The sequence below is a fragment of the Rothia mucilaginosa genome, assembly GCF_019334805.1.
GTDB lineage: Bacteria > Actinomycetota > Actinomycetes > Actinomycetales > Micrococcaceae > Rothia > Rothia mucilaginosa_C.
In genome coordinates this window covers 1,557,742-1,572,352 of record NZ_CP079822.1, presented here as the reverse complement: position 1 = coordinate 1,572,352, position 14,611 = coordinate 1,557,742, and the positions used below count along the sequence as shown (strand labels likewise).

Below are 14,611 nucleotides of genomic sequence, written 5' to 3'. Positions count from 1 at the left end.
TTTATTGACATTCACGCTCTCGCCGCTGATACGCACCATGCGCGACCCGGGGGTTTACCCCGGTGAGCCCGGTGCATGCGGCGGGCGTTGCTCCCAAGGAATCTCATGAGCTCACTCGATATTATTGTTGCTGTCCCCTCCGGAGCCGGTTGGGTTCCCGTACACGCCATGGCGGAGCTTCTCGCCCGCTACACCGGCGGCACCGTACACACCGTGGATGTGGGCGCATCCCTCGGCAAGGAAACGAAGCTTCTGGCCCGTCTGCCCCGCCTCAAGGGTGGCTCGAAGCGTTGCCTGGTGATTGCTTCTGATCCCGGTCAGCTGTACGCCATTTCGCAGCGTTCCTTCGCGTTCCGCCGCTACGGCGCGATTTACGGCTGGGTGATTGATAGCTTCTGGGATGACCGTATTCCCGCGGTGGCTAAGTCCTCCACCTACGACCGTATTTTCGTTGCGGACGTTGATGACGTTCAGCCCTGGACTGCCGCGGGCGTGAAGACTCCCGGCGTTCTGCCCTGGGGTGCGGATGTTTGGAGCAAGTTCAGCGACCGTCTGGCTGCGCTGGAGTCGAAGAGCACCGACCTGCTGCGCGTGGGCCGTCAGCCCGCCGCCTACGAAGATGACGAGGCGACTGCCGCCCTCGCCGCGGAGCTGGGTCTGAGCTTTGAGGGCCGCCCGCCCTTCGGTGCAAATGACCGCGAGTCGGCTCAGCACCTGCAGAATTCTCTGAACCGCGCGAAGTTCCTGCTGGCGTTCTCCACTTCGGTCAGCCCGGCGCCGTACACTCACCCGACCAAGGAGTACATCACCGGTCGTTGGACCGACGCCCTGGCTTCGGGCGTGACCGTGGTCGGCAAGGTTCCGAACACCACCACCGTACGTGAAATCCTTTGGGATGGCGCGACCATCGACATTGATCACGCGGATGCACGCGCGGGCCTCGCGCAGGTTGCCGATGCGGTCTCCCGCTGGACTCCGGCGCAGGGTGAGCATCAGATTCGTCAGGCGCTGCAGCATCTGGATTGGCGTCACCGTTTCGTGCAGCTTTGCGAGGCAATGGGTGAAGTCCCGACTTCTTTGAAGGCTGATTGCGAGGCTATGCGCGCCCAGTACGTTCAGCGCTAAATACGTGCCTTAAGGTTATGGGCATATAAAAGGTGAGGGCTGGTTTCTATCATAGAAACCAGCCCTCACCTGTATTTATACCCCATGAGGCATATTGCATACGGGGTTTTAGTACGAAGCCTGACCCAGAGTAATCGGACCCGTGAAACCACTGGTGTCCGGGTGATCCGCTTCGAGATATGCCGCTACCGGTGCACCTTCAAGCTGAGCCAAACGATCCAGCAGGAAGCGAGTAGCACCCGGTGCATACGGCAGCTTATACATTGCCGCGGTCGTCGCCTCGTCATCACGATTTAAAGTGGAGGAACGAATCGACTCAATAGCGGTCACCATGGTGTTACGCTCACGCTCCACGAAGGTGCGGTCTACCGGCTCACCGTTACCGGGCACAAACACGCGGTAGCGATCAAATTCGAGCACGGCACCGAGAGTATCAATCCAACGGTCGGGGAAAGAATCCTCAAAGTAGGGGTCGGTACCCTCTTCAATCAGACCGCCCATGAACAGCACATCCTCAACACCGACCATAATGTCACCGTCGGTGTGGCCGGGTCCCATGTACATGAGGGTTGCGCTACGCTCACCCAGGTCGATGGGGGTGAAAGTGATGCCGTCGCCCCTATTGGCGACCAGGCGGTTGGGAACAACAATATTGGTGGCGGCACCCTGATTGTGTGCCATTTCCGGTTCCAGCGTCTCGACGTAGGGACGCTGCGCCTCACCGTATTTACGGATTGCACGCGCGGCGCGAGGATGCGCCCAGAATTCTTCGGTACCCATTGCCGCGAAAACATCGTTGCCGAAGAAACGCTCATAGTGTCCGTGAGTGTTTACAACGGTAATAGGAAGGCGCGTGAGACGGCGAACCTCATCATAAATTTCGGTTGCCTGACGGGGACCTGCGCCGGTATCTACGACTAGTGCACGTTCCAGTCCGAGGACCAGTCCGGTGTTCAGTCGGTAGTTGTCGGTCGCAATGCGGTACACGCCGTCTGCGAGTTCAATAGTACGAGCCATAGATACAACCCTACTGGAATTTTTAGCGGCTGAGGAGTTATTCGGGCTTCAGAGAACAGAATTTTACTGTTCGGTAACAATTCAAGGCAATGAAAGTGAATTATTTTGCACAAAATTATCTCTAGCGATAAGAAAGTGGTGAGCCTTATCAACCTCTCCGGATTGTTTGAACAGCACATCATCACCAAAAGAGCCTCTCGAAAAGCCCGGCGCGCATCCGTAGAAGCAATATTTATGCCACGATGCCACTCAACCTAGAGTCGTGCGCACGGTTAACCCGCATCTAACGCCCCTATAGGATAGGAGTATGACTTCTTCCCCTACCCCGTCTTCTAATCCCTCAGCTCAGCCTTTCCCCAGCGGTACCGGACGCTACGCCCCCTCCCCCTCGGGGGATTTGCATCTGGGTAATTTGCGTACCGCTATTTTGGCGTGGGCGATGGCTCGCCGCGGTGGCAAGCCCTTCTATCTGCGCGTGGAGGATTTGGATCGCGTGCGCCCGGGTGCTGCGGAGCGTCAGATCGCTGATTTGGCGGCGCTGGGTCTGGATTGGGATGCAAGCCCCGGCGCCCCGGCAGAGCGTATTGAGGGCAGCGAAAGCACCGAGGGCAAGGAAGCAGGTGTGCTGTACCAGAGCACGCGCCTTGCCGCCTATGAGCAGGCGGTTGCGCAGCTGCGCGAGGCAAACCTCGTCTATGAGTGCTTCTGTACCCGCCGCGAAATTCAGGAGGCTTCGAGTGCCCCGCACGGTGCGCCGGGCGCATACCCGGGTACCTGCCGCGAGCTGAGCAAAGCGCAGCGGGAGGAGCGCCGTGCTCAGCGTCCACCGGCTCTGCGTCTGCGCACCGAGTGCACGAGCTACACGGTACAGGATGATTTTTACGGCACCTACACGGGGCTGGTGGATGATTTTGTGCTGATGCGCAATGATGGCACCTACGCCTATAACCTGACCTCCGTAGTGGATGATGCATTTGTGGGGGTTGAGCAGATTGTGCGCGGTGATGATCTGCTCCCTTCGGCGCCTCGCCAGTCGTATTTGGCGCAGCTTTTGGGTTTGACGCAGCCGCGTTACGCTCACGTGCCGCTGGCACTGAATGAGGAGGGTAAGCGCCTGGCGAAGCGTGATGGCGCAGTAACCCTGCCGCAGCTGCGTGAGGCCGGTGTTGAAATTCCGACAATTTTGGGGTGGATTGCCGCGTCTATTCCGGTGTATAACGCCGATGGCTCCACCCATTCGGCGGATGTTCCGGTGCCCAATGCGGCGGCGATTTTGGAGCGTTTTGACCCGGCTCGTATGGCTTCTGAGCCGTGGGTCGTGAGGGATCTCTAAGCCTCTGTGACATTGTTGTGTAACAGTTCAACACTCCGAACGGCTTTTAAATTTTTCGTTTAATTCGTTTTAGATGCATATGCCGTTGAGCGTTTGCGTTGCTTTTCAACTATATATCTTTCACTCAAGTGCCCGAAACCCTGAAATCCAGGGATTTTTCGGGCACTTTTTCGCACACGCTCCCACAGCACCCCACCTGTACGACCATGGAATTTACACAGCAAATACATATTTATTCCACAGCTTCCCATTCCTAGACGTCAAATAGACTTTATTTTCAGCCCCTCAGAGCCTAGACTGTATCCTATGCCACTCATAAAGTTATGGGGTAGCGCATAAATACACACAGGCGCACACTATCACCAGGAGAGAAGGAACATTATGGCCGCGAGTACATACCAGGTCATCGCGCTGGCGATTTATTTTGTTGCCATGATCGCAATCGGCCTATGGGCAAATAGCAAAAACAACAGTCTTGACGACTATGTGCTGGGCGGGCGACAGCTCTCCCCCACCGTCGCCGCTCTCTCAGCGGGCGCCTCCGACATGTCCGGTTGGCTCCTCATGGGTCTGCCCGGCGCCGTCTACCTCAGCGGCCTCTCCCAGGCATGGCTCGCCGTCGGTCTGACCATCGGCGCATGGTGCAACTGGAAGTTCGTGGCACCGCGACTGCGTAGCTACACCGAAGTAGCAGGCGACGCCGTGACCGTCCCCGTCTTCCTGAGCAACCGCCTCCATGACACCAAGCGCGTGCTGCGCATCGTCTCCGGTGTCGTGATTCTGGTGTTCTTCACCTTCTACGTCTCCTCCGGTATGGTCTCCGGCGGCCTGTTCTTCAAGTCCTCCTTCGGCCAGGAATACCACACCGGTATGCTCCTGCTGGCAGGCATCACCGTGTTCTACACGCTCTTCGGCGGCTTCATGGGCGCATCCTACACTGACATGGTTCAGGGTCTGCTCATGCTCGCAGCGCTGATCGCCGTTCCGGTCATCACCATCATTGACCTCGGCGGTGTAGGCCCCGTGGTTGAGTCCATCAGCCAGGTACGCCCCGACGCGCTGAGCATCTTCGCGGGCACCACCTTCGCCGGTATTGTTTCGTCCCTCGCGTGGGGTCTGGGCTACTTCGGCCAGCCGCACATTATCGTGCGATTCATGGCAATGCGCACCCCCGCAGACGCTAAGTCCGGCCGCCGCATCGGTATCAGCTGGATGGTCCTGACCGTGTTCGGCGCACTGAGCGGCGCGTTCATGGGCATCGCATACTTTGCACGCCACCCCGAGGCGTCCCTCACCAACCCCGAAACCGCAGAATCCGTGTTCCTGGACCTCTCGCAGATCCTCTTCCACCCCTTCATCGCCGGTCTGATTCTGGCGGCGGTTTTGGCGGCAATTATGTCCACCCTCTCCTCGCAGCTGATTGTGTGCTCCTCCGCTCTGGTGGAGGACCTCTACGGTATCTTCTCCTCGAAGAAGCTCAGCGCTTCCAAGTCCCTGTGGCTCGGCCGTGCAGGCGTGGCAATCGTGGCACTGGTCGCAGGTGCCCTGGCGTGGAACCCGAACAGCTCGATTCTGCAGCTAGTCGCATTCGCGTGGGCGGGCTTCGGTTCGGCATTCGGCCCGACCGTTCTGCTCTCCCTCTACTGGCGTAAGCTGACCACCCAGGGTGCACTCGCCTCCATGATTACCGGTGCCGTTGTGGCATTCGCTTGGGGCCAGAGCCCGATGAAGTCCGTGCTCTACGAAATGGTTCCCGGCTTCGCTTCGGCAATGCTGGTCGCAATCATCGTCTCCCTGGTCACCTACAAGAAGAACCCGGTCATTGACGAAGAGTTCGACCGCGCGGTAGAGCTCGCAAAGGTCAAGTAGCCCACAAATAATCGAGACCGGGTAAGGTTCCTTACCCAACCTCTACGGCCCGGACCGCACACACGCGGTCCGGGCCTTCTTATATGCTTGGGCAACCCATGCCACAACCTCAGACAACGCCCGGGCAACGTAGAATAGGGTCTATGACTGCACAACTTCCCGAAAAAGTCTCGGACATCTTCAACCCCGCCGACTGGCGCGTCGTCGAAGGCTTCGAAGACTTCACCGACATCACCTACCACCGCCAGGTTGAGCGCGACGAAAACGGCGAAATCGTACGCGATCTGCCCACCGTACGCATCGCATTCGACCGCCCCGAGGTGCGCAACGCGTTCCGCCCGCACACCGTGGACGAGCTCTACCGCGCCCTCGACCACGCCCGCATGACCTCTAACGTGGGCACCGTACTGCTCACCGGCAACGGCCCCTCCGCCAAGGACGGTGGCTGGGCATTCTGCTCCGGCGGCGACCAGCGCATCCGCGGTCGCGACGGCTACCACTACGCCAGCGGCGACACCGCAGAAAGCATCGACCCGGCACGCGCAGGCCGACTGCACATCCTGGAAGTGCAGCGCCTCATCCGCACCATGCCCAAGGTCGTTATCGCCCTCGTCTCCGGCTGGGCTGCAGGCGGCGGCCACTCCCTGCACGTAGTTGCTGACCTGACCATCGCCTCCGAAGAGTACGGCAAGTTCAAGCAGACCGACGCAACCGTCGGCTCCTTCGACGCAGGCTACGGTTCGGCGCTGCTCGCACGCCAGGTGGGTCAGAAGTTCGCCCGCGAAATCTTCTTCCTCGCCAAGGAATACGACGCACAGCGCATGTACGAAATGGGCGCAGTCAACGACGTCGTTCCCCACGCAGAGCTCGAGAACAAGGGCCTGGAATACGCGGCGCACATTGCTCGCCAGTCCCCGCAGGCAATCCGCATGCTCAAGTACGCCTTCAACCTGCCCGATGACGGCATGCTCGGCCAGCAGGTCTTCGCTGGTGAGGCAACCCGCATGGCATACATGACCGACGAGGCTGTGGAGGGCCGCGACGCGTTCTTGCAGAAGCGTGACCCGGACTGGTCCAACTACCCCTACTACTTCTAAGAGACAGCCCCTTCTACAGAAGTAGTTTCAGATGCATAGGCTCGGAGCCGGATTCAACCCTGAGAACCTCAGCTAAGAATCCGGCTCCGGCGCATTTGATGCCGCACCGGCATATGACACCGGCGCATGACAGCACGCAGCCGCTACAAACAGCCGCTAAGGATTTAGCCATGATGAACACCCCCGTACCCGGGCTCATGCCCTCCCCCGCCCCGCAGGAGGTTGCCCTGCATCCGCAGGCGGTACAGGTGCGTGCCGATCAGCCCGCCGACCCTCACGCCATGCTGGGCGCCTTTGAGCAACTACTGGGCGGGTACGCGGCGGATGCGGGTGCGGAGAGTGCAGAGGCGGAAAGCACGGGCTCTAAGGGTGTAGAGGTTACGGAACCTATTGCCCTGGTGGTGGGCACCTCCGGCTCGACCGGAACCCCCAAACGCACCGCGCTGACCGCGCGAGCTCTTGCCGCCAGTGCGGCAGCTACCGAGCGCTTCTTCGGCTCAAACTCCGATGCCGCCTCGCAGTGGCTCCTGGCGCTTCCCGCGCACTATATTGCCGGTGCTCAGGTGCTCGCCCGCTCCGTGCTCGCCGGTACCGCCCCGGTCATTGCCCGCTCCGTGACCGAACCGGTGCACTTTAGCCCCGAAGTTTTGCTGCAGGCGGTTGAGCGCATGAGCTCGGCGCGCCGGTTTATCTCTCTGGTGCCCACCCAGCTGCATAAGCTGCTCGAAAGCGCGGACGCCAACCCGCACCTGGGCGCTGAAATTCACGAGGCGCTCGGCTCCTTCACCGGCATCCTGCTCGGAGGCGCCCCCGCCAGCGCCGACCTGCTCGCCGCCTCCACCGCGCTGGGGCTAAATACGGTGACCACCTACGGTAGTGCCGAAACCGCCGGCGGATGCGTCTACTCCGGCTCTGTTCTGCCCGGCGTGCGGGTGGAGCTCGTGCCCGAAGAAGGTATGCCCGCCGTGCCGGATGTTGAGGGGAAGCCGGCGCAGGTGGGTCGTATTTGGATCAGCGGAGCGCACCTCGCCAGCGGCTACATTGGCGACGCTGCCCGCACCGCCGAGCACTTCTTCATCGCCGCCGACGGCACCCGCTGGTACCGCACCGACGACTACGGTCTCATGGACTCTGCCAATAGCTCTGCGACCAGTAGCTTCAGCAGTGTTGAGCCGCACCTGCAGGTGCTCGGTCGTAGCGACGACGTGCTCATCAGCGGAGGCGTAAAAATCTCCGCCCGCGCCGTAGCGACCGTCCTCGAAGAGCACCCCTCCGTACGCGAAGCCTGCGTAGTCGGCCTATCCGATGCCCGCTGGGGCACAGCCATCGCCGCCGCGGTCACGCTCGTACCTTCTGCCGGTGCCGCGGCTACATCTACCGAGAATCGCCCCGCCCTGAACGAAGAACTCTGCGCCCTACTGCGTGCCCACTGCGCCGAAAAGCTCGGTGCCCCCGCCGCACCCAAGCAGCTGAGCATCCTGCCGGATTTCCCGCTCACCAGCACCGGCAAGCCGGACCGCGCAGAAATATACAGTATCCTGGACAGAGACTACCGTCAGGGCTAAAGCAAGCTCATCCGCGGGTTGTCACCCCGCACACGCACCCGCCCGCATGCCCTGACCGTCACCGTCACAACCCGTCTCATCACAAAACCCACGCATCATACGCACATAGACCCGGAAGGAACCCCCGTGGCAACTGCCGCCCAATGGATTGAAGGCGCTCGCCTGCGCACCCTGCCGCTCGCCGTCGCCCCCATTATTGCCGGCTCAGCTGCCGCCTACGAGATCAACGAATTCAAGCCGCTCTACGCGTTCTTGGCGTTCCTCGTCGCGTTCTTCCTGCAGGTCGGCGTGAACTACGCCAACGACTACTCCGACGGCATCAAAGGCACCGACGAAGACCGCGTGGGTCCGCTACGCCTCGTTGGTTCCGGCGTGGCAAGCCCCCGCTCCGTCAAGTACGCCGCCTTCACCTGCTTCGGTCTAGCGATGCTTGCGGGTCTTGCCCTGGTGGCTCTGGCGAACCAGTGGTGGTTCCTGGCGATTGGCGCCTCCAGCGTCTTCGCGGCGTGGGGCTACACCGGCGGCAAGCACCCCTACGGCTACATGGGCCTGGGCGATGTATTCGTCTTCGTCTACTTTGGTCTGGTTGCGACCCTGGGCACCCTCTACACGCAGGCGCACACCCTGACCCTGCTCGGCTGGGTTGGCGCTATCGGCATCGGTCTGATTTCCTGTGCGCTGCTCATGGCGAATAACGTACGTGACATTCCCACCGACATTGAGGCGGGCAAGCTGACCATGGCGGTCCGCCTGGGCGAACGCTGGTCGCGCATCACCTACATCGTGGAGATGGCGCTGGCCCTGGGTCTGGGCGTGCTCCTGCTCGATGAGAACCCCTGGTTCCTGCTGATCTTCCTGCTGGTCGGCCCGACCATCCACTCCTGCGTGACCGTGTGGACGCGCGGCGGCCGCGAGCTGATTCCCGTGCTCAAGCAGGCGGGTATTGTGGCGCTCGTGTACTCCATGATTCTTGCCCTCGCCGTATGGCTCGGTTCGCTGGATATTATTAGCCACGAGGTTCAGGTGTTCACCGGATACTAAGCCGACGTACGAATCTACGCCGGGTTACCGCGCCGTTAAGCCGCTAGCGGGCACCCGGTTCATAGTTCCGCAATAACGCGGCGGTATGTCATAGTAGTGCTTATGATTCGAGCCATGCTGATTATTGGCGGCGCCGCCCTCATCGTGGGGCTGACCCTCTACACCCTCTTGGACGCCGTCCGCACCCCCGCACACGAGGCGCGAACTCTGCCCAAGTGGCTGTGGGTTATCGTCACCCTGCTCTTCCCCGTGGTGGGCCCGATTATGTGGCTCATCCTGGGCCGCCCCAAGGAACAGCTAGCAGCACAGCCCGTGGCAGGCGGTCCTCGCCCCGGCTTCGGTCAGCGACGCAACACCCCGGCGCCCTCGGTCTCTTCCCCCGACGATGATGAAGAGTACCTGCGCTGGCTCAAAGCAAAGGCAGAACGCGAACGCCGCAGCCGCGAGGCAGAATCGAACAACAAGCAGGGTTCTGATCATAAGGATTCCGAGCGTAAGGATCCTGAGGACGGCACCCCGAATCAGGGTAACGGGCAGAACTAGTCAGGGTAGCCAGGCTCGCGCACCTAAGATTTACAGCAAGAGGCTGTGGGCACATCCGCGACGGATGGGCTCACAGCCTCTTCTCTATGCTCAAAAACAGCTTTAGGGATTAGCTACCGGGCAGCTGAATCACGCCACCGTACAGCGGCGCGGCAGGCTCCGAATACTCCACAAAACGCGGCATCTCATGCTCAAAATCAGTGGTGCTAAACGCCAGAGTCGTAATCGACGCCAGGTTGCACTCACGCGCGCGCGGGTCATGCTGCAGCATGCGGCCCTCAACACCCAGGCGAGTAATCCAAATCGGCAGCTGATGCGACACAATAATCGCCTCCGCACCCTCGCCGCCGCGCTCGTAGGCGGTACGCGCCGCATCCTGAACAGCCGCAGCCATACGGCGAATCTGATCCAGGTACGACTCACCCCAGGAGGGGCGCGCCGGGTTGTACAGCTTAGTCCAGTGACGCGGGTTCTTCAGCAGCTCCTGCGCGTTCACGTGCAGACCCTCAAAGTAGTTATCCGCCTCAATGACGCGCTCATCCGGCTGCGCGGTCAGGCCCAGCAGTTCCTCAACCGGGGCGGCAGACTCACGGGTACGCTGCAACGGCGAGCAGACCAGATGCACAAAACGGGCGCCGCGCTCAGCACGAGCCGCGAACTCCTCCGCGCTCAGACGCACCATCTGCTGGCCCTTATCGGACAGACGGTAGCCGGGCAGACGGCCGTACACGATACGCTCGGGGTTGTGCACCTCGCCGTGACGCATGAGGTGAACTTTAATGGTGGAAGTTTCAGTCATAATCTCAGTCTCTCAGATAGCGCGCCGCACCCCAAACAGGTGACCCGCACATACGCTCTACAAAACACGGCATAAAACCCAGCCCGCAAAACTGCAGAAACGCAAAAACCCCGCCTCTCCATACGGAAGGCGGGGCAAAAGAAGTCTATTTACTTCTTGTTGCGGCGCTGGTGGCGGGTCTTACGAAGCAGCTTGCGGTGCTTCTTCTTGGACATACGCTTGCGGCGCTTCTTGATAACGGAACCCATAGGATTTCCTCACTTTACTCGTACCCGGCCGAGCCATTCGACTCGGTAGCTACCCGGGGATATTTATACCGGTATAACCGATCCAAAACGCATTTTAGGCACAGAAATACCCTTGCGTTTTAGAGCGCTACCTACCTAGAGTACTAGGTTTACCCCCATTTTCACCATTCGAGAGCGGCTTTTCAGGAGTTTTCCCCTGAATTTCCGCTTTTCCCACGGGCATATCGAGGGTATCTCCGGGTCAAAATGGGGATTCGGCAGCCCTAACGGCGCTTCTTCTTCGACTTCTTCGAGCCCTTAGCGCGGCCATGAGACAATACCGAACCGGAAGAAGCTACAGCACCCTCAGAAGTGCTCTCCTCAGTCTGGAAGTCGGTCTCAACCGGCTCCTCAGCCGATTCCTGCGCGGGGTCCTCAGCGGGTTCTTCAACCGGCTCTTCTACAGAAGCCTTCTCAGCAGAGCTTTCCGCTGCGGATTCTTCCTCCGCTGCCGCGTGCAACGCCTTCAAACGCTCAGCGCGCTCAGCCTCGGCACGAGCCAGCGCCTCCTCGTCAATGACGGGCTGCTCGGGCTGGGGCTCAGGCTTCGTTTCAGCCTTCGCAGCCTGCTCCTTCACAGCTTGCTCCTTCTTAGCGCTCTCCTGGGCTTCATCGTGCTCAGGCTCGTACACGTCCACGCCGAAGAAACGCTTCATCTTCGAGAAGATGCCGCCGCGCTCCTGCACCGGCTCATCATGCGGAAGCTTCTCGTAGGTGTCGTGGATGGTCGCAGCCGCCTCAAGGCGGGTAGGCTCAGCAGGCTGAACGGCGGGCGCCTCCTGGCGCGCAGGGGCAGGGGCACGCAGAACATTCTCAGCCGACTCAGTCTCCGCAGGAGCCGCAGCAGTCACAACAGCCGCAGGACGCACGGTACGGGCAGGCGCAGTCAGCACCTTGCTACGATCCACCGGCTTAATAATGGTCGCACGCACCGGAGAAATAATCTGACCGCTACGACGACGCGGAGCCGCCGTAGAAGCACGCAGAACCTTCGCGGGACCCTCAGCCTCTTCCTGCGCGTACGCGGCAGGGAGGCTCGGCAGCTGACCGCTGGGAGTCTGCGAGGCGGGCGCCTGGGAGGCGGGCGCCTGGGAGGCGGGCGCCTGGACACCAGATACCGGAGCCGCAGAAGCGGCCGGGACGGTGCTACGGCGCGGGGTGCCGAAGCTCAGCGGCACATCCGGGCTCACCGAATGAGCGGCAGGCTGTGCGGTGGCTACGGAAGCCGCAGCAGGTGCGGGCTGAGACGCAGCGGGAATCGTACGTTCTGCCTTGTCAGAAGCAGAAATATCCGCACCAGTTGTAGTATCAGCAGAGGTATCAGTCGGCCCGAAGGAAATCTCAGACCCCGCCTCATCACCGTGGGCAACCTCGGGTTCAGACTGCGCAGACACCGCAGCAGAAACCGGAGCAGGAACCTGAGTCGGCTCATCCGGCGCCGCAACAGGAGCATCCGCGGCAGGAAGTGCCCCCACATCGGCGAAGGACGGGTCATCCTGCATCAAATCATCAAAGTCATCAGCGGCAAACTCATCCACATCAACCGGCGCAAACTCAGAAGCAATCGGCTCACCCGGCAGACCGTTCGCAGAGGTCGCCTCCTGCTCCAAATCAATACCGGCATCGGAATACATGCCGCGCAGCTGACCAATCACCATGGCACGCGCAGTCGCAGCGTCGCCGGCCTTCAGCGCCTCCGCAATAGCGCGGCTCTCAGCACGCAGACGCTCAACAGCGCTACTCCACAGCGGCATACGACCCACCAGAGACAGCATCGACTCAAAACTCGGCTGACGCACCGACGCGAGCAGACCCACCAGCAACTCATTACCACCGCAACGCATCACCTGGTGGTGGAACGTCAGCAGAAGCTCCAGGAAATCACGAATCGACAGGTCGAAGTCTTCCATCTGCGCCAGGACCTCGTCCATCTCCGCGAAAGATGCCGTCTTCGGGTCAATACGCGCAATCGCCCAGCTCTCCAGCAGAATACGGGTCTGCACCAGGTCACGAGTCGGGTAACGCGAGCTGGACATGTGCAGGCGCAGAGCGGCACTCGCAGCAGCGGCAGGCTCATCGCTCAGGTGCACCAGAATCTCCTTGCCGCGACCGTTGTACAGTTGCACCAGGTCCATATCTTCCAGGGTGCGCAGAGCCTCGCGGGTACGGGAACGACTCACACCAATAGCGCGCGCAATTTCGCTATCGCTGGGCAGATCTTGACCCAGCTGAATGTTGCCCTCGAACAGTTCGTTCTCGAGCCAGCGCAGAATTTTACGATGAATAGCCACGTGAATGCGTCTTTCGGTCAAAAAGTGAGTGAGTGTGTGTTTTACAGAGAGTTAATGCCGGAAGTGATCGGCAGGGCAGACCCTAGCCGCCCGTCTTAGCGGCGGCGGCCACGCAGGAAGCCGAAGAGGCCACCACGGTGGTTGTCCTTCGCCTCAGCGCTGTTCGTCTCAGCGTTGGGGCGGTACACAGAATCGTAGGCGGGCATGGTCTGATACTCGGGCTCCTCAGCGGAGGTTTCAGCCTTAGCAGGCTCACCCTCGACAGGCTCATCATTGGTGGGCTCATCATTGGCAGGCTCGGCCTTACCGAGTTCAGCCTTCTCAGTAGCTTCTGCGGGCGAAGCTGCTTCCTCAACAGACTCAGCCTCAACAGATTCAGCCTTCACGGGCTCTTCTGCCGCGGCTTCATCCACTACGTTCTTCTCAATCACAGACTTTTCAGCTGCAGAATCCTCAGCTACAGAATCCTCAGCTGCAAATTCCTTGCGGGTTGCTTCTTCCTTGACGGATTCAGCGGGTGCAACAGGCTTCTCAGCTGCAGCCTTTTCGTCGGTAGCCTTTTCCTCGGCGACCTTTTCAAGCACAACAGCCTCGGGGATCACAGCGATAGGCTGAATCGAGCCACCCACAACCGCAGCGGGGTCGATGCCATAAGGCACCACAGCCGCAGGCTGAGGGAATGCTACCGGCTTCTGCGCTACGACAGGCTTAGCCTCAGCAGGTGCCGCAGGGGTAGTGGGCTGAGCGGGGGTTGCCGACGCCGCGGGGGTCACCCCAGCGTCGTAACCGTAGGATGCGGGAGTGAAGGGGCGCATCGGGGTGCTATCCACTGCCTCTTCCTGCGGGGTGGGCTCAACAGCTCCCACCTTCTCAGCGGCAGCTTCGGAAGCGGTGCTGTCAGCTGCTTGTTCCGCAGGGCGCGAGTAGATGCGCGCGCTGGGGGTCAGGTGCTGTGCGCGGGCGCGCTGAATGCGAGCCTGCTCGATTTCCTCGGGGGTGGGTGCCTCAACGGTGAGAGTCTCAGAGTCGGTCGCTTCGGGCTTCTGAGCACTCTTTTCGGAGGTCTTCTCGACCGGCTTCTCAGCCGTCGCATTGTCGGAGGCAGATGCACTCACGCCACCGGGCAGTGCCACGGGTGCGTGCGCCTCATTGGACTGGCGTGCAATCTGAACGGTCTCGTTAATCCACTCGGTCACGGTGGCGAATACATCCGGGTTCAGGGAGTAGAGGCGACGTTGCCCCTCCACGGTCACGGAGACCACATCTGCATCGCGAAGGACTTTCAGGTGCTTCGAAATGGTCGGCTGGCTCATGCCCAGCTTTTCAACCACTGCACCCACAGTGTGGGTTTGCTCAGCGAGAATACGCACAATTCGGCGGCGAGTCGGATCCGCGATGACAGAAAAAACATCAGAATGCATATAGCGATTATGACATATAAAGTGGCGCCTCAAGCTTAGAATGAGGCTGATACAGAAATTACCTTCAAAAATTCTGAAAGACCCCTGAATACTAACCTAACGTGGAGCCTTGAAAGGGGGAAAAGCATGAAGTGCCTATCACATCTAATGTTGATTTCCTGTATCTCATCCTAGGCATATGCGACCCAGCAAACCCCTCAATACTTATATAACCAATACAGAA

At 60.4% G+C, this 14,611-nt stretch carries 12 protein-coding genes; 7 read left to right on the top strand and 5 right to left on the bottom strand.

Features of this window, described 5'->3' with window-relative positions; genetic code table 11:
• Positions 1-105: 105 nt before the first annotated feature.
• Positions 106-1,125 carry a glycosyltransferase gene (locus tag LPB405_RS06235; RefSeq protein ID WP_219100738.1) on the top strand — a complete coding sequence of 340 codons (1,020 nt, stop codon included), beginning with the start codon at positions 106-108 and terminating at the stop codon, positions 1,123-1,125.
• Between the two features lie 108 nt (positions 1,126-1,233).
• On the opposite strand, the gene LPB405_RS06230 is transcribed toward LPB405_RS06235, so the two are convergent.
• Positions 1,234-2,142, bottom strand: a complete 909-nt coding sequence (locus LPB405_RS06230) for an MBL fold metallo-hydrolase (RefSeq protein WP_049356271.1) — start codon at positions 2,140-2,142, stop codon at positions 1,234-1,236.
• A 307-nt stretch (positions 2,143-2,449) separates the two neighbouring features.
• Between LPB405_RS06230 and gluQRS the strand changes: the two genes are divergently transcribed.
• The 6 genes from gluQRS to LPB405_RS06200 all read left to right on the top strand — a co-directional run bounded on the left by gluQRS (position 2,450) and on the right by LPB405_RS06200 (position 9,590).
• A complete protein-coding gene (gene gluQRS / locus LPB405_RS06225; RefSeq protein ID WP_219100736.1) occupies positions 2,450-3,475 on the top strand; it encodes a tRNA glutamyl-Q(34) synthetase GluQRS in 1,026 nt (341 codons plus the stop codon).
• Between the two features lie 381 nt (positions 3,476-3,856).
• Complete coding sequence (gene putP, locus LPB405_RS06220; protein WP_219100734.1) at positions 3,857-5,344, top strand: sodium/proline symporter PutP; 1,488 nt, start codon at positions 3,857-3,859, stop codon at positions 5,342-5,344.
• 143 nt (positions 5,345-5,487) lie between these two features.
• On the top strand, positions 5,488-6,441 hold the full coding sequence (locus LPB405_RS06215; protein WP_219100732.1) for a 1,4-dihydroxy-2-naphthoyl-CoA synthase: 954 nt from the start codon (positions 5,488-5,490) through the stop codon (positions 6,439-6,441).
• A gap of 170 nt (positions 6,442-6,611) precedes the next feature.
• Positions 6,612-8,006: an AMP-binding protein gene (locus LPB405_RS06210; protein WP_219100730.1), complete on the top strand. Its 1,395-nt coding sequence runs from the start codon at positions 6,612-6,614 to the stop codon at positions 8,004-8,006.
• A gap of 126 nt (positions 8,007-8,132) precedes the next feature.
• Positions 8,133-9,047, top strand: a complete 915-nt coding sequence (locus LPB405_RS06205; protein WP_219100728.1) for a 1,4-dihydroxy-2-naphthoate polyprenyltransferase — start codon at positions 8,133-8,135, stop codon at positions 9,045-9,047.
• A 102-nt stretch (positions 9,048-9,149) separates the two neighbouring features.
• Complete coding sequence (locus tag LPB405_RS06200) at positions 9,150-9,590, top strand: PLD nuclease N-terminal domain-containing protein (protein WP_219100726.1); 441 nt, start codon at positions 9,150-9,152, stop codon at positions 9,588-9,590.
• Between the two features lie 109 nt (positions 9,591-9,699).
• On the opposite strand, the gene LPB405_RS06195 is transcribed toward LPB405_RS06200, so the two are convergent.
• The 4 genes from LPB405_RS06195 to LPB405_RS06180 form a co-directional block, all read right to left on the bottom strand.
• Positions 9,700-10,389 carry a histidine phosphatase family protein gene (locus LPB405_RS06195; RefSeq protein ID WP_070507056.1) on the bottom strand — a complete coding sequence of 230 codons (690 nt, stop codon included), beginning with the start codon at positions 10,387-10,389 and terminating at the stop codon, positions 9,700-9,702.
• Between the two features lie 149 nt (positions 10,390-10,538).
• Positions 10,539-10,637 carry a 30S ribosomal protein bS22 gene (locus LPB405_RS06190; protein ID WP_005504750.1) on the bottom strand — a complete coding sequence of 33 codons (99 nt, stop codon included), beginning with the start codon at positions 10,635-10,637 and terminating at the stop codon, positions 10,539-10,541.
• Positions 10,638-10,900: 263 nt separating this feature from the next.
• Entirely contained in the window at positions 10,901-12,967 is a 2,067-nt protein-coding gene (locus LPB405_RS06185; protein ID WP_219100724.1) for a GntR family transcriptional regulator, read from the bottom strand.
• A gap of 95 nt (positions 12,968-13,062) precedes the next feature.
• Positions 13,063-14,388 carry an ArsR/SmtB family transcription factor gene (locus LPB405_RS06180; RefSeq protein WP_219100722.1) on the bottom strand — a complete coding sequence of 442 codons (1,326 nt, stop codon included), beginning with the start codon at positions 14,386-14,388 and terminating at the stop codon, positions 13,063-13,065.
• Positions 14,389-14,611: the final 223 nt, after the last annotated feature.